This is a genomic window from Qipengyuania sp. JB2-7 (genome assembly GCF_055693485.1).
This window is the reverse complement of record NZ_CM146335.1, coordinates 120915-140098: the sequence shown is the minus strand read 5'-3', so window position 1 is coordinate 140098 and position 19184 is coordinate 120915. Positions and strand designations below refer to the sequence as shown.

General features: G+C 57.6%; 16 protein-coding genes. 12 read left to right on the top strand and 4 right to left on the bottom strand.

The features are described from left to right. Window positions 1-34: 34 nt before the first annotated feature. Entirely contained in the window at window positions 35-1459 is a 1425-nt protein-coding gene (gene tldD / locus ACZ1GM_RS00630; RefSeq protein WP_472677297.1) for a metalloprotease TldD, read from the bottom strand. Window positions 1460-1508: 49 nt separating this feature from the next. Then, entirely contained in the window at window positions 1509-1721 is a 213-nt protein-coding gene (locus ACZ1GM_RS00625) for a zinc-finger domain-containing protein (RefSeq protein ID WP_472677296.1), read from the bottom strand. 89 nt (window positions 1722-1810) lie between these two features. On the opposite strand from ACZ1GM_RS00625, the gene ACZ1GM_RS00620 reads away from it, so the two are divergent. The 3 genes from ACZ1GM_RS00620 (at window position 1811) to nadB (ending at window position 5661) form a co-directional block, all read left to right on the top strand. Next, window positions 1811-2758 (top strand): ABC transporter ATP-binding protein, encoded by a 948-nt coding sequence (locus ACZ1GM_RS00620; RefSeq protein WP_472677295.1) that lies wholly within the window; start codon window positions 1811-1813, stop codon window positions 2756-2758. Between the two features lie 11 nt (window positions 2759-2769). Continuing rightward, window positions 2770-3735, top strand: a complete 966-nt coding sequence (locus ACZ1GM_RS00615) for an MBL fold metallo-hydrolase (RefSeq protein WP_472677294.1) — start codon at window positions 2770-2772, stop codon at window positions 3733-3735. Window positions 3736-4068: 333 nt separating this feature from the next. Continuing rightward, complete coding sequence (nadB, locus tag ACZ1GM_RS00610) at window positions 4069-5661, top strand: L-aspartate oxidase (RefSeq protein WP_472677293.1); 1593 nt, start codon at window positions 4069-4071, stop codon at window positions 5659-5661. 21 nt (window positions 5662-5682) lie between these two features. Here nadB and ACZ1GM_RS00605 read toward each other — a convergent pair whose 3' ends face one another. Together ACZ1GM_RS00605 and ACZ1GM_RS00600 are read right to left on the bottom strand one after the other, a co-directional pair. After that, complete coding sequence (locus ACZ1GM_RS00605; RefSeq protein WP_472677292.1) at window positions 5683-6531, bottom strand: hypothetical protein; 849 nt, start codon at window positions 6529-6531, stop codon at window positions 5683-5685. Between the two features lie 71 nt (window positions 6532-6602). Continuing rightward, window positions 6603-7358 carry a response regulator gene (locus ACZ1GM_RS00600; RefSeq protein ID WP_472677291.1) on the bottom strand — a complete coding sequence of 252 codons (756 nt, stop codon included), beginning with the start codon at window positions 7356-7358 and terminating at the stop codon, window positions 6603-6605. Window positions 7359-7675: 317 nt separating this feature from the next. Here ACZ1GM_RS00600 and ACZ1GM_RS00595 point away from each other — a divergent pair, with 317 nt between their 5' ends. From ACZ1GM_RS00595 to ACZ1GM_RS00555, 9 genes are all read left to right on the top strand, one after another. Then, window positions 7676-9049, top strand: coding sequence for a hypothetical protein (locus ACZ1GM_RS00595; protein WP_472677290.1), 1374 nt, complete (start codon window positions 7676-7678; stop codon window positions 9047-9049). After that, window positions 9015-10319 (top strand): histidine kinase, encoded by a 1305-nt coding sequence (locus ACZ1GM_RS00590; RefSeq protein WP_472677289.1) that lies wholly within the window; start codon window positions 9015-9017, stop codon window positions 10317-10319. The genes ACZ1GM_RS00595 and ACZ1GM_RS00590 overlap by 35 nt, the downstream gene beginning before the upstream one ends. Continuing rightward, window positions 10319-10720: a response regulator transcription factor gene (locus ACZ1GM_RS00585; protein WP_472677288.1), complete on the top strand. Its 402-nt coding sequence runs from the start codon at window positions 10319-10321 to the stop codon at window positions 10718-10720. The genes ACZ1GM_RS00590 and ACZ1GM_RS00585 overlap by 1 nt, the downstream gene beginning before the upstream one ends. A gap of 8 nt (window positions 10721-10728) precedes the next feature. Then, window positions 10729-12723, top strand: coding sequence for a poly-gamma-glutamate biosynthesis protein PgsC/CapC (locus ACZ1GM_RS00580; RefSeq protein WP_472677287.1), 1995 nt, complete (start codon window positions 10729-10731; stop codon window positions 12721-12723). A gap of 116 nt (window positions 12724-12839) precedes the next feature. Further along, window positions 12840-13292, top strand: coding sequence for a hypothetical protein (locus ACZ1GM_RS00575; RefSeq protein WP_472677286.1), 453 nt, complete (start codon window positions 12840-12842; stop codon window positions 13290-13292). Then, entirely contained in the window at window positions 13289-13876 is a 588-nt protein-coding gene (locus ACZ1GM_RS00570) for a hypothetical protein (RefSeq protein ID WP_472677285.1), read from the top strand. Before ACZ1GM_RS00575 ends, ACZ1GM_RS00570 begins: the two co-directional genes overlap by 4 nt. Before the next feature lie 188 nt (window positions 13877-14064). Beyond that, window positions 14065-14928, top strand: coding sequence for a hypothetical protein (locus ACZ1GM_RS00565; protein WP_472677284.1), 864 nt, complete (start codon window positions 14065-14067; stop codon window positions 14926-14928). Then, window positions 14925-16913, top strand: coding sequence for a hypothetical protein (locus tag ACZ1GM_RS00560; protein ID WP_472677283.1), 1989 nt, complete (start codon window positions 14925-14927; stop codon window positions 16911-16913). The genes ACZ1GM_RS00565 and ACZ1GM_RS00560 overlap by 4 nt, the downstream gene beginning before the upstream one ends. After that, complete coding sequence (locus tag ACZ1GM_RS00555; RefSeq protein WP_472677282.1) at window positions 16849-19113, top strand: hypothetical protein; 2265 nt, start codon at window positions 16849-16851, stop codon at window positions 19111-19113. The genes ACZ1GM_RS00560 and ACZ1GM_RS00555 overlap by 65 nt, the downstream gene beginning before the upstream one ends. Window positions 19114-19184 lie beyond the last annotated feature (71 nt).

Below are 19184 nucleotides of genomic sequence, written 5' to 3'. Positions count from 1 at the left end.
CCGTCTTCAGCCTAACGGCTTCCGACGTGTCGCGTTACGCCGTGCCGCCAACCGTCAGACCGTCAATCAGCAAAGTCGGCTGGCCGACGCCTGCGGGAACGCTTTGCCCACCCTTGCCGCATACGCCGATCCCCTCATCCAGGGCCATATCATTGCCGATGCCGGAAACGCGGGTGAGGACCGTCGGGCCATCACCGATCAGCGTGGCACCCTTAATCGGGGCGACGATTTTGCCTTTCTCAACCTTATACGCCTCGGTGCACGCGAACACGAACTTGCCACTGACAATATCAACCTGACCGCCGCCAAAGCTGGTCGCGTAAATGCCATCATCGACGCGTGACAGTAGCTCTTCCGGATCATCATCGCCGCCGCGCATAAACGTATTGGTCATGCGCGGCATGGGTGCGTGCTGATAGCTTTCGCGGCGACCATTGCCGGTGGGCTTCACGCCCATTAGCCGCGCATTGAGGCGATCTTGCATGTATCCTTTCAGGATGCCATCCTCGATCAGCACGGTCTCTTCGGTTGGTGTGCCTTCGTCATCAATGCTCAGCGATCCGCGCCGATCCCTGATTGATCCGTCATCAACCACGGTCACGCCTTCTGCTGCGACGCGTTCGCCAATCCGGCCAGAAAACGCGCTCGTGCCCTTGCGGTTAAAGTCACCTTCGAGGCCATGGCCTACCGCTTCGTGGAGTAGAACTCCGGGCCAGCCTGGCCCCAGCAATACGGTGGTTTCGCCCGCCGGTGCGTCCACGCTGTCGATATTGACCATCGCCTGCCGCACCGCCTCATCAACGCCGCGCATCCATTGCCCCTCATCGAACAGGCGGTCGTAAAGATACCGCCCACCCATGCCGAAGCTGCCGCGTTCGCGGCGGTCGTTCTGTTCAGCGACAATCGCAATATTGAGGCGCACCAGTGGCCGAATATCACGAGCGACAAAGCCATCAGCGCGCACGATCTCAACCGCGCTCCAACTGGCCGCAAGACTGGCCGAGACTTGCGCGACCCGCGGGTCTTTTGCGCGAGCCACGGCGTCAATCTTCTCAAGTAATGCGACTTTTTCAGCAAACGGAACTAAATCCAGTGGGCTCTCATCCGTGTACAGATGCCGATTGGTGCGCGGCGGGGCAGCGGCCAGTTTTGCCTCGACTGGATCGAGCAATTTCAGAGTTTCACCAGCACGCTGTATTGCGGCGGCACTTATGTCATTGGCATGCGCAAAGCCGGTCGTCTCGCCGGAGACACCGCGCAGGCCAAAGCCAGAGTCGCGGCTATAGTCGGCTGTCTTCAGCCGGCCATCGTCAAAGGCGAAGCTCTCGCTCGCGGTAAACTGCAAATACAATTCCCCATCATCGCAGGGGCTGAGCAATTGCGCGGTCAGGCGCTTTGCCTCGTCTGGGGTAAGGTTGCTGCCATAAAGCAACGCGGCTGGATCGGTGCTGAAAGTCATGCTCGCCTATGTAGGCATGCAAGAGCTGGTTTGGAAGCGCGTTAGCCGTCTATTCTGATTTGTCTGCTGGTCCACCAATCAGGACAAAGCGCCGGTCGCAATACCCGCAATCGGCAAAGCCACTCTCATCAATTTCGAGATAGACTTTCGGATGACCAAGGGCGGTTGGTTCGAAACGGCGACCGCCACGGATATTGCCTGAGCCATCGCAGCTCACTCGTGTGGTCTCAACCATAGTCACTTCGGGCGGTGGTATACTCATGGCTCGACCCGATAATGGGTAGATTCGCACGCCGCAAGAGTTTGTGCGCCCACTTGCACTATACTACGCGCGGTTTAGAGAGCGCGGCTATGTCTCAACCTCCCGCAATTCGCATCGATAATCTGGTTAAGCGTTACGCAGCTGCCAAAACCAAAAGCGGCGAAGAGGAAGGCAAGCTGGCCCTTAAGGGCGTTAGCTTCGATGTACCGCAAGGGGGGATATTCGGCTTGCTCGGCCCCAATGGCGCAGGCAAATCGACGCTCATCAATATACTCGCTGGGTTGGTCACAAAGACTAGCGGCAACGCCGAAATTTGGGGCTTCGACATAACGGTGAACAGCCGCAATGCGAAACGATCTATCGGTATTGTTCCGCAAGAGATCGTGTTCGATCCATTTTTCACTCCTTTTGAGGTACTTGAGAATCAGGCGGGGTTTTACGGTATTCCCAAGGCGGAGCGGCGCAGCGAAGAGTTGCTGAAAGCGGTGCGTCTGTTCGACAAGCGCGACGCTTATGCGCGTACACTATCGGGCGGCATGAAGCGGCGCCTTTTGATTGCCAAGGCAATGGTGCATTCGCCCCCGATCTTGGTGTTGGACGAGCCGACAGCGGGCGTAGACGTCGAACTGCGCCGTCAATTGTGGGAGCTGGTCGGCGAACTCAACGAACAAGGCGTGACGGTTGTTCTGACCACGCACTACCTTGAGGAGGCAGAGCAGCTGTGCGACCGAATAGCCATCATTAATCACGGCGAGCTGATCGCGAACAAGCCAACGCGCGAACTGGTCGATATGGCGCGTGAGAAAATTGTTTCCGTGACGGTCGGCAAGGATTTGGAGACGACACCTTCGCACGCCGCCTTTAGCAAAGTGGAATTGTCGGGTGAGCGCGGGGTCGATGTCACCTATAACAAGGATGATCTGAGCGCGGGGCAAGTGCTCGCGATCCTGCAAGATCAAGGTCTTACGATTGAGGATGTGACCACCCGTGAGGCAGATCTTGAAGATGTGTTTGTCGAGCTGACCGGAGCTGGATGAGGAGAACAACTATGCGTGCAGCGACCAAAGCTATGCCAGCGGCAGCACTCGCCCTATGCTTGGCAAGTTGTGCGCAGGCAGGCGAACCAGAGGCGTCAAGTTCAGCTGCCGCGACGACAACCTGTCCCACCACAGGCGCGGCAATTCAGGTGCTGGGCAGCGGCGGGCCAATTGCTGAGGCTGAGAGGGCAGGAACCAGCTATCTTCTCTGGATCGATGGAATGCCGCGCCTTTTGATTGATGCTGGCTCGGGCAGTTTCCTGAGGTTTGCCCAAGCTGGCGGCAAGCTCGCGACACTTGACGCCATTCTGCTGACGCATCTGCATGCCGACCATGCCGGTGATCTGATCGATGTTCTCAATTCAGGTGGGTTTGAGGGACGTGTGGAACCTCTGGTCATCGCCGGACCAGGCGAAGCGCCACGTTTTCCCGCGACCAGCGAATTCCTTAAACGGCTGATTGGCAAAGAAGGCGGCGCGTTCGCCTATAATGGCGGCTTTCTCGATGGTGACGAAAACAAGCCGAGGCTTGAGGTGCGCGATATATCCTCTTTCGAGGGCGAGGGCGAAATTGTCGGCCTTGATGTTTCAAACGACTATTCAGTGATGGCGTATCCCGTCCACCATGGCGTTGTCCCCGCGCTTGGGTTCGAGATCGAAGTGTCGGGGAAAGCTATCGTGATTACCGGAGACCAGAGTGGGTTTTCGACCGGTTTTGAAGAAGGGCTAAGGGGCTCAAGGCCGCGCTACCTGTTTGCGCATCACGTGATCAATGGTGGTGCCGGGCAACCACGCGGTTTACACCGCACGCCGAAGCAAATCGGCGAACTCGCCGCCGTGCTTCTGCCAGAAAGTCTCGTGCTCACTCACAATATGAACCGCTCGCTAGAGCGCCTGGATGAGGGATTGGCGGCCATTGGTGAGAGCTATTCAGGCGACGTCAGTGTGGCCACGGATCTGGTCTGCTACGCATTATAAGGCTCTTCAGGCGACCAGTTTTGGCCGCGCTTGCGCCACTTGCGATGATCCTTGCGATAGATAGGTGTGCCGCATCTGCGGCATTTGCCGACATAGTCTGAACCCACAATCTCAACCCTATGACGGATCGGAGTATGGCGGTTAATCAGGCACAAAAGACGCTTCAATCTCACAGGCATATCCCTCTGGCGCATACGTTGACCACGCATGCCATTGGGCCACCCCTGTCGCGCCGGATTTCCGGCTGGCTGCGCGGATCCTACCAAATTTGGCTGTATAGCTCTAGCATTTTGCTTACTTGCCTAGCGGCGACGCCCCAGCCATGAGGCGCGCATGACATCCACGCAACAATCCCACGACGTCCTTATCATTGGTTCCGGCGCTGCGGGCCTTACCGCCGCGCTGGAGCTTGCTCAGCACAAAAAAGTGCTGGTGTTGGCAAAGGGCTCACTCACAGGGGGCAGCACCGCTTGGGCGCAAGGCGGTATTGCTGCTGTGCTGGATACGGGGGATACCTTCGAGAACCATGTGCGCGACACGATGGTCGCAGGCGCAGGGCTCAATCGTCGGGAAACCGTCGAATTTGTGATCGAGCGCGCGCCGGAAAGCATTGATGAACTCTGCAAACTGGGCGTACCGTTCAATCAAGACAAGGACTCATTGCATCTGACGCGGGAGGGCGGGCATTCACACCGTCGGATCGTGCATGTTGACGATGCGACCGGCTGGGCCGTGCAGGAGGCGTTACTGAAGGCTGCCGAGGCCAACCCAAACATTACTCTGTTGCCGGGCCAGACCTGCATCGATTTCATTACCGGGCGGCATCAGGTGGAATATTCCGGCGCTGGGCGAGTTTGGGGCGCCTATGCGTTAGACGAAGCGAGCGGCGAAGTGGTTGCTCACGTGGCCCGGGCGACGATCCTCGCCGCTGGGGGCGCAGGGCGTTGTTATTTGTTCTCGACCGCGCCGCGCGGTGCGACAGGTGACGGTATAGCGATGGCGTGGCGTGCCGGGTGCCGGGTCTCGAACATGGAAATGATGCAGTTTCACCCGACCTGCCTTTACAATCTCGAGGTCAAAAACTTCCTGATAACCGAGGCAGTGCGTGGCGAAGGGGGGCATCTGCTGCATCCTGAAACCGGCAGGCGCTTCATGGCGGATTACGACCCAGAACGGATGGAACTGGCTCCGCGTGACGTGGTGGCGCGCGCGATTGATGATCAGATCAAGCGTGATGGCTTAGATTATGTGCATCTCGATATCAGCCACCAGCCGGCTGAATTTGTTCGTGAACACTTTCCGACCATTGATGAGAAACTGTCCGGTCTTGGCATTGATATGACCAAGGACCCTATTCCGGTGGTCCCGGCGCAGCATTATACCTGTGGGGGTGTGCTGGTGGGATTGGACGCGCGCACCGACCTGCCTGGCCTGTGGGCGGCAGGTGAATGCACGGAGAGCGGGCTTCACGGCGCGAACCGGCTTGCCTCGAACAGCCTGCTGGAATGCTTCGTGTTCGGCGATGCGGCGGCGACAGACATTCTTGCGCGCTGGGATAGTTTGGAAGAGCCACCGGAGATCAAGCCATGGGATGAAAGCCGTGTGGCCGATTCCGATGAGCAGGTGGTGATCAAGCAGAACTGGACCGAAATTCGCCGCTTTATGTGGAATTATGTCGGGATTGTGCGCACGACCAAAAGGCTTGAGCGCGCTGCGAACCGTATCGAGATGCTGCGTCAGGAGGTCGAGGACTATTACGGCAGCTTTGTCGTGACGACAGACCTGATTGAGCTGCGTAATCTGCTCGAGGCGGCGGGGCTGATCGTTAAATCGGCGCTTGCACGCAAGGAGAGCCGCGGACTGCACTACACACTTGATTATCCAGAGCTTTCTGATGATCCGGAGGATACTGTTCTCGTTCCCTAGGATCACGCATTGGCGGCGACATCAGAACCGATAGCCAACCCGCAGGCCAACCCGGATTGCATCACTGCCAAAACGGATATCATTGGATTTGCGGAAGCGATATTCGGCGTTTGCAGTCGCGTAAATGCCGCGATCAAATCGGCCATAGGCCAGGTCGATACCCGGCGCGACATAGCTATCCTCCCGCAAATCGCCATCGGCATCGCCGAGCGCAATGCGGTCATCATACTTCCATTGGCGGAATTCGACTGATGGACGGATGCGTAGACGCGGCGCAATTGGATGACTGTATTTGACCCGCGCGATCTGGCGCTCATAGCTACGCCGGGGCGCGTTAGTGCTTTCATTGTCTTCGTGGCGCCCTTCGAATTGCAGCCAGTGGTAGGGCGCAAATCGGCGATTATACTGCGCGATGAAGCGATAGCCCTCGCCGTCACCCGGTGTTGTCGTGTCGTATTCTCTGTCGCGATATTCGCCTGTTACGCGGATGCGGTCATTGTCTTTTTCCCACTGGAAACGCACACCCGCGCTAGTCTGGTCTGCACTGTTCGCTTCCAAGAGAGCGACGTTCTCAACCCGGCGAACGAAGCCGCGCACTTGCACCTCTGAAGAGACGTCATGAGTGACCTCTACCCGCGCGCCGACGCTATCAAGGGAATCGCGATTGTCGTCACGGAACTCAAAAATCGATGCGTCGACTTGCAACCGTATCTTGGTGTCGGGATCCGGCAGATACTCCGCGCCGACCCTCGCTCGCGCTCCAACGCCGGAACTGTCGATCTCTTCGCCTTCATCAAAGTCCAGATCGGATTCGACGCCCCGCACCTCGACCAGTCCATCCCAGTGTACTTTGCCCAGCTCCTGAGCCAAAGCAGGCGCACTTAAGCCAAGTGTGACGAAAACGATCGTTGCGCCTAAACATCTAATAAATCGAGAGAATATCACGAAACTTTCCTGTTTTTGATGCTGTTCGCTGCGCTTTTCAGCGTCACACGCACGGCGTTTTGATCGAGTGCTGCTGCCACCAGAGCGTGTTCGCTATCGCGCGCGGCATCGCTGAGTGTAGGGTTTCCAAACGTGGCAGCGGTTCCAGCAATTTGATGCAGCAAGTTCTGGATTTCGACGACTGGCTCTTCTTCGATGAGATCAGAATCGAGTGCGGCTTCGATGCGCCGCAAAGTGTCTTCGTTGCGGGCTTCAAACTGCCTGTGAAGCTCTTGCAGCAATGCGGGCTGTGTGCGTTGTTTGCGTCGCGGCGTACGGTGGCCCCACGCCCGTAAAGTAGACCGCAAATCATCAAGGCTGACAGGCTTGGCGAGGAATGCCTGCATGCCCGCCGCGCGATAACTGCGCACCTCGTCCATACTTGTTGCAGCCGTTACCGCCACGATAGGCAACTCGCCTTCGGTAATGCCACGATCGCGCAAGCGTTTTGCGGTTTCGACTCCGTCGAGAATTGGCATCATCACATCGACCAGCAGCAGTGAATAGGGCCGCTTTTCTGCGATCGCCTGCTCAATCATACCAATCGCCTCAAGGCCGTTGGCGGCAATATCCATCTCAATCGACAAATGCGTGGCCATGGCTCGCATCATCTCGGCATTGATGGGCGTGTCTTCAGCCAGCAGAACGCGCAATTCGCCAGCGTCCTTCGCACCGTCTTTGCGTTGCCAATCAGAGTTTTTCGGTTCGTACACGCCCTCGCATATGAGCGGATATGGTTAAAACGAGGCTAATGGTTTTGACCTAATGCGAAGCGCCGATGGCTTGCTATGCCACGGTGTCCTTCCGAGAGACCTGACGTTCCTAACGCAAAATTAAGGTTAATTGCCTAGCCCGATCTTAGGGATAAGCAGCGTTTTCTGCGGCCCGCAAAATCAAACGTAACAAGAAACAAAGGGGCGGGCGCAATTTTTCAGACTGATCAGACCGGTATTTGGCGACGTGTGGCAATGCACGCGCAACCACGAATGCTGCGTTTTGCTGATCCGGCGCTGGCAACACACACAATCTCGTGAACGCGATCACCGAACCTCTCTCTCCCAGCGGAGTTTCTGACGCGCGCCGCGCGCGTGTGGGCAGGCGCGCACGTACCGGCGGGGCTGTGCGCAACGCCGCACGCGGGACGCTGCGCGAAGTGAGCCGCAATTGGATCGGCCCGCTGCTGATAGCGGCGGCGTTGGCGATGGCTCATCAGCTTGGTCTGTTCAGCCTGCTTGATGGCCGTTTCTTCGACATCGCGACCGTCAATGAGCCGGGCAAAACCCCAAGCGTCGTTCTGATCGAAAGCGGCGCAACGGGCGCAGACGGCGGCGTGGACCAGTCGGGTCAGCTCAACGCGGCATTGGCTCGTCTAGGGGTCGAACGCATTGGCTATCTGACAAGCTCAGCTGAGGTGCGGACCGATGGCCCCGTCCCGGTTGTTGTCGCTGAGACCGCTCGTCGCAGCCGCGCTAACGATTTGTGGCATTTGCCTGTAAACACACGGTCGGTATCAGCCGGCCAGATTTCCGTAAGGGCGTCGGCGCCCGCGGATTATGGGATCAATCGACAGCAGCTTTCACGAGTGGCCACCCGTTCGGGCGTCCATCTCGTGTTTGACGTTGCTCTCGCCGATCGCATCCCAGCGCGCGAGGAATTTTATGTTCCGATGTCACGGCGTCAAAACATTCCCATCCTGAAGGCCGAGCAGATTCTGCGCGGTGAACTGCGCGATGCCGAGCTGCAGGCCACGGTGGCCATCATTGCCGCACCGGGTGACTTTGTGGGTACGCTGACCACGCCGCTAACACCAGATCGGCAGGGGACGAGCGAGGCCTTGTTCCGCGCGCACAGCGTTCACGCATTACGAACCGGCAGCGCCGTATACGCGGCACGTGTGTGGGAAGCATGGCTGCTCATCATAACAATTGGGGCTATTTTTGCGATTGCCTATCGCCGCGCTGATCCAAAACGGCTGGCATTGATTTTCCCTTTTGCAGTCAGTGTGTTGATTGCTGCCGGTTGTTGGGCTGCATTGCAATTTTCCGGCAAGTTGCTGCCAATCACCGCGCTCATGATCACCCCATGGCTGATTACGTTTCAGCGTGTCTTGGGACGCGAGGCTTCACAAGATCGGCGCCTTGAGCAAAGTGCATCGCGCGCTGTTCAAAACTCTTTCCGCCGCTCTCCATTGCGCGAGGGTGCGCGGCTACCTGAATTTCTCGGCACGGCGGCCCGTTATGCGGGTGTTGAGCGCAGTCTGTTGGTCGAACGCCAGAGCAATGGCAAACTGGAAGCTATTGCCGCAGAAAACGCATCGCTTGATGATATCGTGCTCGTACCGCAGAAAGTTGGGCAAGATCCTCGACAGCGTGCGGCGCTCGAACTCGGTGCGCGACGCCCATGACATCGTGCCTGGCTGGGAAGGAGAGGCGCGGATAGGCTGGGTTGGCGGCGTCGATGAACAACTGTTCTGGCTCCATACCCGGCCTGAGACTTCCACGCCTGGTAAATCGGCTCATCTGGTACGAGCGCTCGTTTCAAGTTTCAGAGAACTGTTCCGCTGGCGCACCAATTTGCATTCACGATCGCGTGAGGATGAGCGCTATCTGCCGGTCGATGAGAAGGTGGCGAGCGCAATCGCGCTGGTCGCCAATGAGTCTGAACAAATCCGCCGCGGTTTCGACACGATCGACACCGCTGTTGTCATTTTCCACCTTATCGGATCGCCTCTGCACGCCAACCAGATGATGCAGGATCTCTATCGTGAGGCTGGATTGAGCCTGTATGATACATCGCTGACCGAGATGCTTCAAAGCCTGACAGGGTTTGACCCGCAGCGGATCGATGCGCTGATCGAGGATTTGATGCTTAATGGCGGTGAGATGCGCCTGCCAATGCGCGATCTGGGCACGAATGAGCGTGTCTTGCGCCTCGCAGCCCCTGCTCGCAATACGCGTGGCGGTGATCGCATCATTGTGCTTGAAGCGGTTGATATCGCGGATTTGAACAGGGCAGCTGATCTTCGCCAGGCAGTTGCACAATTCATTGATTTGCAGCTTCGCAATGACTTTGAGGCAATCCTGTTGGGGTCAGAGCTGGCGAAGAATAAGGCACTGCCCGAAGACCAAGTCCGCGGGGTCGTCGCACGTATTGGCGAAACCGCGCGTCGGGCCACCAATCGTCTGGACGAGGTCGCAGAGCTGGTGCGCGCAGAAAACCGGGACCTGATTGAAACGTGCTATCCCATTGATGCTTCCAAAGCCGTCGCAGAAGCAGTCACTGCGGTAACAGGCATGGCCGACGAACTAGGCGTTAAGATTGAGCAATCTCTGCCCGGTGTCAGCGGATTTACCATCGCGGAGCCCAATGCTCTGGTCGAAATGCTTGTCGCGATGCTGCGCGTTGTAATCGCCGATACGCCGCAAAACGGCACTGTGACGCTTCATTTAGAAGAGGCGCAGGACCGCACGCACATTCGTGTGTCCGGCGGTTTTGGCATCGGTTTTGGTCGGTTGATGTGGCTGATGAGCAATCCGGAAGACGATGCCGTTGGCGAATTCCGGGTGATTGGTCAGGGCATGACCAAGGCAGTCGGCTGGGCTGCAAGCGTTTCCTATTGGGGGCGTGAGGCAGATGGATTTGGGTTTAATATTGACATGAAACGGATCGGATAATGGCGAAGCGCATCCTGGTAATTGATGATGACGCGATCCTTGCGGGGCTGCTGCAGCTTACTCTTCAACTGGAAGGGTATGAGGTTGAGACTGCCGAGGATGGCGAGATTGGCTTAGCCCGTGTGCGCGCCGATCAATTCGATCTGATCTTGCTTGATCTGGTCATGCCAAACGTTGACGGCATCAAGTTCCTGCGGCTGCTGCGAGAAAGCGGTGCGCAAAGCCCGCCAGTCATGGTGGTTTCCTCCGCCACAGACGGCGTTTTGACTGATCAGCATAAGGCGCTGGGCGTGATCGATATCGCCCGCAAGCCGGTGGAACCGAGCCTTTTGGTGGAACGTGTCGCTGCGGCACTGACGGTGCGAACCGCCGACGCCGAAACCGGAGCCGAACAGGCCTAGTCCGCGCGATGGAGCTATTCCCTCTCACCATATTCCCAGAGGGCGGGCTTGCCAGCTCGATCATCACGACCGTGTGGATCGGGGTGTTCGTCATGTGCTTTTTCAATTTGCGCTATGGCTGGGTTCTGTCCGGTTTGGTCGTGCCCGGATATCTGGTGCCGCTGGTGATCGTGAAGCCGTTGGCCGCTGCCGTCATCATCGTGGAAGCGATCCTGGCGTATCTGATCGTCTGGGTATTCTCAGAGAAAATCAGTCGGGGGCGCTTCCCCAGCCTGTTTGGGCGTGATCGATTTATGGGTTTGATCCTGGCTAGCATTGCTGTGCGTCTGCTGCTGGATGGATGGCTATTGCCTGAGTTCGCGACATGGATGGAAGACAATTTTGATCGGCGAATTGACTGGCAGGATAACCTGCAAAGCTTTGGTTTGATTATTATTTCTTTGCTCGCCAACCTGTTCTGGAAGCCGGGTTTGGCACGTGGACTATTTTCCGTTGGCGTGACAATCGCTCTGACGTTCGTGATTGTCCGTTACGGGTTGATGGAGGTCACCAACTTCCGGATCAGCGGTGTCTATTACCTCTATGAAGGGCTTGCGAGTTCGATCCTCGCGAGCCCCAAAGCCTATATAATCCTTACGCTAACTGCGCTGATTGCGAGCCATTACAACGTTAAATATGGCTGGGATTTCTCCGGCATTTTGATCCCGGCGCTTATTGCACTGCAATGGTATCAGCCGAGCAAAATTGTCACCTCCTTCCTTGAAGCGATCGTGATTTACGTGATCGCCAGGCTTATTCTGAAGCTGCCAATGATGGCCAACGTCACGATGGAGGGTGGGCGCAAATTGCTCCTGTTCTTCAACATAAGCTTTGCGTGGAAGATGGCCGTCGGTTGGGTCATTGTGTGGCAAGGTCTGGATATCAAGACGACGGATTTCTTTGGCTTTGGTTATCTGCTTTCGACCCTGATTGCCATCAAGGCACACGATAAAGATATCTTCCCGCGTCTGGCGCGTTCCACCCTACAGGTTAGTCTCGCCGGGGCGGTACTCGGCAACATTGTCGGTTTTACTCTCTCGGCTGCAACCAATCGCACAATTGGCGAAGAGGATGGCGAGCTTGGTCAGGCTCGGAACAAGACATCTACGCCACGCCTCAATACCTTGATGGTCAACGCCGTTGGCGATGCGCATGTGCGCGCTGTTCGCGGGACGGAGCGTGCCCTGACCGATAGCAGCGTGCAGAATCTTGCGGATCTGATTGAGCAATTTGAGACCGGTGTGATGTCCTCTGCAGCGGTCGCCGCATTTGATCAGTCGGTCGATGGGTGGCGTGTACTTTCCATAGAAAATGGCATGCTTGCAATCGTGCGCGATGATGGTCGCGGCCACGAGGTGCTGGTGTTTGATCCGGCGGCGCAGCGCGATCTCGCGATTGTTGTTCCCGATCCAACCCAGGCTCCCGGCTTGGCCATCGCTGCAAACGAGCTGCGTCTTGATCAGAGCGCGCGCTGGCTGGTGTTCGGCGCTCCCACGCCGGTGACCCGGATGGTTGGTCGCCGCGTCAGCGAGATTTTTGAATATCACAGCGAGACTGCCCAGGTTGTGCTTGGTGCAGCCCTAAGGGGCGAGCCATCACGCTTCGATTTCTCTGACAACACAGCTGCGGTTGCTGAGATCACCCGGCTCCGTCGTACGATTCCTGATCTGGGTGTCGCATTGGCGGTCGAGGGACGTGGGGCCAACAATCACGCGGTGAACCTTGTTCTGAGCCGACCTGCGATTGAGGCGATGGCACAAGCCAGAACGCCTTTGGCGGCGACAACCTATCTTGAGAGGTGCCGCCTGGCACCGCAAGGTAATGAAGTTGAACGGTGGAGCGAACTGGAAGAGCTCGCTTACCTGCGTTTCGAGGTGGCGGAACCCTTTGTCAAAGGCGCGCGCGAGGCGACAAAACCGATCATCGCCAATGCGACTCGCACGCCTCGGCGAGATGGCCATTGAGCCATGTCAGGTTGCTGGAAAACGCCATTGGCGATTGGCATCTAGCGAGCGCGCCGAGGGCAATATTTTCTTGGCCGAGGGCGAAGCGCCCGAAAAGGGTGTGCTGGGCTATCGCCGTGACCGCACCGTACCGGGCGCCACGTATCAGTGCCGCCATTCATCGGCGTTGGGAATCTGATGCATTGTTCGTTGCGCCGCTCACGGACTTCTTCCTGCGCGAATCCGGGACAGTGTTTGACGTAGTGTGGCAGGAATGGGTGCGTTCGCAGGAGGGCGTGGAAAGTCCAATGATCTTCCAATTGCGTGCGCCACCACGTGAAGTGAAAAAGGTTCGCAGCGGGATCGACGTGCTGGTCACCAATGATCGGATTGGGCCTCCACCAGAAGGTCTTGACGATCTGATGTCGTCAATGCGGCTGGCAGGGCTGCGGCCAGAGCTGGCCGATAACTCACGCGGTTTTGCCGGTCTCGAAACCCGCCCGGGGATGGCGACACGCTATTTCGATGAGACTAGCGGTAGGCGTTACTCACTTGGCTGGCTCATGCCAGAACGTAAGAGGCGTCAATGAGCCTGACGCTTCTCTTTCGCGCGCTTTTGTTCTTTGGCCTCGTGGTCATGGCGGCCTGGTCGGGACAGGAATATGCCTTGCCGCTTAAGGACTATTTGGTCGAAGCGCAGAGTTCGACGGCGCGCGACGCGCGTATTTCCAGCCGGTCGATTGCTTATAGAATTCCCGAAGAACGCCCGATTGCATTCGCGTTCTCGCAGCCTGTGACACTCGCCAAGGTGCTGGTGTACCCGGCGGTGCGCGAGAAGGCTCGTGCCCGTAAAGGTGGCTTTGTCTACGGCTTGCGGGTTCGTTGGCTTAAGCCCAATGGCGACGAGCTGGCTTCTCATGATGTGTACCTGCAATCGGATTCGCCAGACGAGGTCTTTGCATCGGGCGAGAAATGGCGCTTTTTCCGTACGCGGCCTGAATTGGTGGCGGAGCAGGATCAATTGGTTTTTGAAAGCCCATCCCCGACCACCCGGCTCGAAGTGTCGGTTATCGCATCGCATGAGGATGTTGTTGGCGTGGACTTACGCGTCTTTGCGCAGCTGTCAGCGTACCGACGCAGCGGCGATTGCGGCTTACCGCCGCCTGACAAATGAAACGCGTGAGCAGCTGACGCAGCCGAATGCTTTCCCGGTTGATATGCTGACCCGCGAAGAAGAATTGTTCCTGGGCAGCAATCTGTGGCGTTCGGTCGGCCCGATTGGGATCGATAAGCGCGATTTTGAGGCACTGGTTTTGTATGAGGCTTCGAGCGATACGCTCCTTGCGGGTCAGGGGGCATGCCATGAGCATTCCAAACCCCGTAATCGCTGGCGGAGCGGCAGCGGCCATTGTCGCAGGCGCGGCGGCCTTGCTCTTTCCCAAATTCAGCGGTGTTGAAGAGATCGCTCACCCCAATGCAGCGGAATTTCGTGAAGCACGAGCAGCATTCGCTGCGTATATTGGAGGGGACACAGCTGCATCTGACGCCTTGGCGGCACTGGGGCTCAAGCAATCGGACCTGCCCGAAGTGGAGAAAGCCACTCTTTTCTCAGAACAGGCGGAATGCGCAGGCAAGGGCATCTATTGGCTGAGAAAGAATGGCGGACTGCCATTGGCCATCACCGCGCCGCATCGCGGGTCTGATCGCCACACTGGTCAACTTGCTGCGACGCTGTTCCTTGAGACTGGAGCAAAAGCGGCGGCATGGAATTCTGCACCGCGAAGACCAAATAATGAGTGCGTTAATGCGTTTGATCTGGCGCGCGAGGAGATGCACATCTTCACGGCTTTCTCGCTTGCGTTTGCCGAGACACACCCGGCGGGGCGCGTGGTCCAATTGCACGGTTTTGAAGGGGCGAAGCGGGATAGCGATATTGCCCGCGATGCCGCGATGATTGTCAGCAATGGAACCGAGCAGCCCGGCGACGCTGTTTTGGCGCTGGCCGATTGTCTCAGTGTCGCCTTCGCACCGCGAAAGACGCTGGTATATCCGCTGGAGACAAACGAGCTTGGCGCGCTCACCAATGCGCAGGGTCGAGTCCTGCGCGAAGAGGGCTTTGACGGCTTTATCCATTTGGAGATTGCCGCTGACCTGCGGGAAAACATGACGATTGATGACGCGCTACGCTCGCGACTGACAGAGTGTCTTTTGGAGAGCGCGGCATGACGGCGCTCACTGATCTTTCCACAATGACACCCCTGGCGAATGAGCCGGTGCCGGAGCGTTCTTTGGCGGAACGGCTTGAGGCGGGATATGCGCCCAAGATGGCACCAGTTTTCGCGGACTTGCGCGATGAGGTGATCGCGTTGGCTGGGGCGGACAGCGCGACTCTTCCGGCTCGCCCGCATGCGCATGTTGTGGCGAAATATTGCCGCCAGCAGCGCGACAGGATTGAGACGTTTGGTAAGGCCGAAGAGCTTTTTCAAAGCAGACTCACGAGCGCGCTGGACGAGAGTGAGCAACGGGCAGCCATCCTCGACTTCGCACGTCAGCTTGGTGCTTCACAACGTGATGTAAACCGCGACGCCAAAGCGTTTGACGCCTTCTTTGACGTCGATGCAGTGACTGAGCGTTTGCACAAGCGGATTGGCGAGCGTGAGCGGGCGCTCGCCTATGGGTTGGAGCGATTGGGGCTGATTGCTGCGGATGCGGTGGCTGAAGACCACACCATGGTAGAAAGTGCCTTCTTCGTTGAATTATCTGATAACCTGCTGGCCGATATGCGCGTTTGGCGGGGCGATGCACGCGTACGCCGTGCCGCACACCTATGTCTGGCGGCAATGGCACGGCGGATTGACCGCTGGCCCAACGGCATTTGGTTTGACACCATCCTCAGCGCGACGCGCCGGGCCTGTTTCGACGAGAAAGAAGATGTGTGGGTACAGTGCGCGGCTTTCGATGCACTTCTGGCACTTTCGCCCAGTTCAGTACCGACCGTCATGGAGCGGCGGATCAGGGCCAAACTCGCGGATAAGCCTGCGCAAGTTCGTGATAATGAGCTGTTCCTGCGCCGCCATATGGTGCGCCAGCTTTGTGCGAATTATGTCAGCAACAAAGCCATACGTCCTCTATTGGCGCGGCTCTCCAATGATGCGAGCGGCGCCGTGCGTCAGGCATTCGCGGACGCTGTTCAATTGCTGCCAGCGGACAAAGCAGCCGGAGTGTTTAAGCGTCTGCGGACTGATCGCGATCCGCAGGTGCGTGCGGCGATCTTTGCCGACGTTCCACGCATGCTCAAACGGATCGCGCCGCTCGATTATGTTTTCCATATTGATCGCATCCTGAAACATGACAGTGATGAGTTTGTTCTGCGTATCGCACTGGATGCGGCGGCGCAGACAGCACGGCACTGTCGCCTTGTGGAAGATGGCCAGCTGGATGCTGTTCTAGTCTCGCTCGCTGAAGCAGTGGCGACTTTTCGCCGGCGTGATATCTCGATGAAATTACGGCGCTGGGCCGACGAGGCGGGCGAGTTGGTCTGGCTCGCATCCGATACTGATGCGTTTGAAATTGCCATGATCCTGCGCGACGTCACCAAGGATCAATTCGAGGCCGATATTCGCCGCGCTAAAGCGCTCAGGCCGTGGGTAAAGTCTGATCGCGAGAAAGTGGGGCGGGTCATGGCGATCCTTGCGCAGCGCGATTTTGGTCTGTCGCTACAGCCCGGCCGTACCCCGCGTATTCAGCGCGGCGAGTGGTTGAAACGCCGGGCCTGGCGCATTCTGTTTGAAGGTAGCAATTCGGCCACGGACAAACGTCAGGCATTCTTGCATACAACCGGGCGGCACTATTTCGGGACGATGATTGCGCCTAGCGCGCGTATGGCTGAGCTGGCCCCGACCAAGGTTCCAGGTGAGCCCCTGGTGGAGTCATCAGAAGGTGGTTGGCGCAATTATCTGCCGCTGCTCGACCAGGTATTGTCGGCACTTGATGGCGGTAAGACACTGGAGGTTTACACCAGTGCGGGCATCACTGAGATATCTCCTCCATCAGGGACCGTGCGCCGTATGCGCGCATTCTGGAATATCTCTCGCAGGTTCGCCGAGCTGGCTGGCCTGCGCAATCGCGAACCGGTACGAGTTTCTTGTGCAATTGCGCGCATTTGGGATCGATGTCGAATTTCGCGGCTATACTGGCGAGACAGAGCCTAACCCGGAAATCGTGAAGCTATACAGCGCGGGCGGGATTTTCGCGGCGCTGCCCTATTTCTGGGATCAGGCGGTTGCTTACGCGACGACCGTTTACGCCAACAATCTGTTCGAGCTGGGCATTTTCTTGTGTCTGGCGAGCGCGTGGTTCTTTGGGCGGCATGCCCTTCTCGGCTGGCAGGCCAAGCGTGTTCGCAAATCGATCAGCCTCTCATTGGGCGGCTGGGGCACACGCGGCAAATCGGGGACCGAACGCCTTAAGGCCGGGCTGATGAATGCCGTGGGTCCGTCAATCGTCTCGAAAACGACCGGATGCGAGGCGATGTTTCTGATCGGAACGCCGTTTGGCGGGCTGACCGAGATGTTTCTGTTCCGCCCTTATGATAAGGCGACAATTTGGGAGCAGTTCAATCTGCTGAAGACATCCAAGGGTCTGAAAACACGTGTGTTCCTGTGGGAGTGTATGGGGCTTAACCCGGCTTATGTCCGCGTCCTTCAGCAGGATTGGATGCGCGACGACATCGGCACGATTACCAATACCTATCCCGACCACGAGGACGTTCAGGGGCCCGCTGGTCGCAACATTCCAGAGGTGATGTGCGAATTCATTCCGCATGGATCGCAGTTGCTGACGACAGAAGAGGAAATGCTGCCAATTCTTGAAGAGGGCGCCGCCAAAGGCGGGACAGAACTGCGTGCAGTGGGTTGGAAAGAGGCGGGGCTGGTCCATCAGGATCTGCTCGACCGGTTCCCCTATGAAGAGCACCCGTACAACATCGCACTGGTCACCGCGATGGGCGATGAGCTGGGGCTGGATGCGGATTTCTGTGTCCGTGAGATGTCGGACCGCGTGGTTGCTGACCTCGGAGTTTTGAAAACCTATCCGCGATCAGACGTGAATGGCCGCACGCTTGAATTCGTCATGGGCATGTCCGCCAATGAACGCTTTGGCGCGATGGGCAATTGGACGCGTATGGGCTTTGCCGAGCATGACCTTGCCAAAGACCCAGAGATTTTCGTCAGTACCGTCGTCAACAACCGGGCAGACCGAGTGCCGCGCAGCCGCGTTTTCGCGCGTATGCTGGTGCATGATGTGGCCGCCGATCGCCATTTCCTGATAGGCTCAAACATTGATGGACTTATGGGCTTTATTGATGAGGAATGGGCGGGATATGCGGCGTCATTGACTATGTTCGAGGACGGTGAAGAGCCCGCCGCGCGATTGGCGCAGTTTGCCAAACATCAACGCATTCCACTTGATCAGGACAGTCTGGATGGACTTCTCGCAGCGATGTTGAAACCACAGGTTGACAAAATCGCAGGCGACGACGCGGTCCGGGCTGCGCAGGAAGGTCGTCTCGCCGACAGCTTGGGCAATGCAGGCGTTGCAAATGCCGAGGCGATTATTGCGCATTATGAAGCAATGGCTGGGTTCCACCGCGACTATACCGACCTTCTCAAAACGGTGCAGGCTGGCGGCAATCACGATGCGCTCGACAATCAGATGCGAGATCTTATGGGGCGCGCCTTCAAGGCCAAGTTGTCGCCCGTTCGCGATTTTTACATCAAGGGCGAAGCCATCGTTCGTCTGGTTGCAGAGCAAACCCCGCCCGGTCTTGTGAACCGGATTATGGGCATGCAGAACATCAAGGGCACCGGGCTTGATTGGGTCTATCGCTGGCAGGCATGGGAAACTGTGTGGAAGGCGTGCCAGCAATTACGCAGCGATGACCCAGCGGAGATTGAGCGCGGCTACCGGACGCTGGCAGGCTTTCAGGAATATGGCGCGCTGAGTGAGAGGGAAGTGCGCGATGCGTTAACCGCTGCGCGCCGTACCGTCGGCCAGATGGGCACCATCTCGGCCAAGCAATTGGATGCTATCGAGGTGCGCCTGGCTGCCCAGCTACAGCAATTCGAAGGCAGCGATGAGGGCGCACCAGACGATAGTGGCGATACCAATTGGCTCAGCGATAAAGTCGATGGCCTGCTTAACGCAGCGGAAGGCTTTATCGATGCAAGCGATGCGGTGCGTCGTCGCCGTGCATCCGACAAAATTTATCAAGCGCTGATCGCAGAACAGATCTCGCTGCAAAAGGCGGCAACAGAATTGAAAGCGCTGACCGCCCGCCAAAAAGGTGGCTGGCTCGCTAAATCCGTAAAGCAGCGCAAAGGCAGATTGCTGCCATTCCGCAAAGCGGCCTGAGCTGGCCAGCTCGCGTCTTTTCCTGACGCTTTACCGTAAATTGCCGGGAACAGACCAGCCTGCTTAAAGGT

Bases quoted from the DNA above. Each gene is read 5' to 3' on its own strand.
- tldD (WP_472677297.1), bottom strand. From the start codon at position 1,459: ATGACTTTCAGCACCGATCCAGCCGCGTTGCTTTATGGCAGCAACCTT.
- ACZ1GM_RS00625 (WP_472677296.1), bottom strand. From the start codon at position 1,721: ATGAGTATACCACCGCCCGAAGTGACTATGGTTGAGACCACACGAGTG.
- ACZ1GM_RS00620 (WP_472677295.1), top strand. From the start codon at position 1,811: ATGTCTCAACCTCCCGCAATTCGCATCGATAATCTGGTTAAGCGTTAC.
- ACZ1GM_RS00615 (WP_472677294.1), top strand. From the start codon at position 2,770: ATGCGTGCAGCGACCAAAGCTATGCCAGCGGCAGCACTCGCCCTATGC.
- nadB (WP_472677293.1), top strand. From the start codon at position 4,069: ATGACATCCACGCAACAATCCCACGACGTCCTTATCATTGGTTCCGGC.
- ACZ1GM_RS00585 (WP_472677288.1), top strand. From the start codon at position 10,319: ATGGCGAAGCGCATCCTGGTAATTGATGATGACGCGATCCTTGCGGGG.
- ACZ1GM_RS00580 (WP_472677287.1), top strand. From the start codon at position 10,729: ATGGAGCTATTCCCTCTCACCATATTCCCAGAGGGCGGGCTTGCCAGC.
- ACZ1GM_RS00570 (WP_472677285.1), top strand. From the start codon at position 13,289: ATGAGCCTGACGCTTCTCTTTCGCGCGCTTTTGTTCTTTGGCCTCGTG.
- ACZ1GM_RS00565 (WP_472677284.1), top strand. From the start codon at position 14,065: ATGAGCATTCCAAACCCCGTAATCGCTGGCGGAGCGGCAGCGGCCATT.
- ACZ1GM_RS00560 (WP_472677283.1), top strand. From the start codon at position 14,925: ATGACGGCGCTCACTGATCTTTCCACAATGACACCCCTGGCGAATGAG.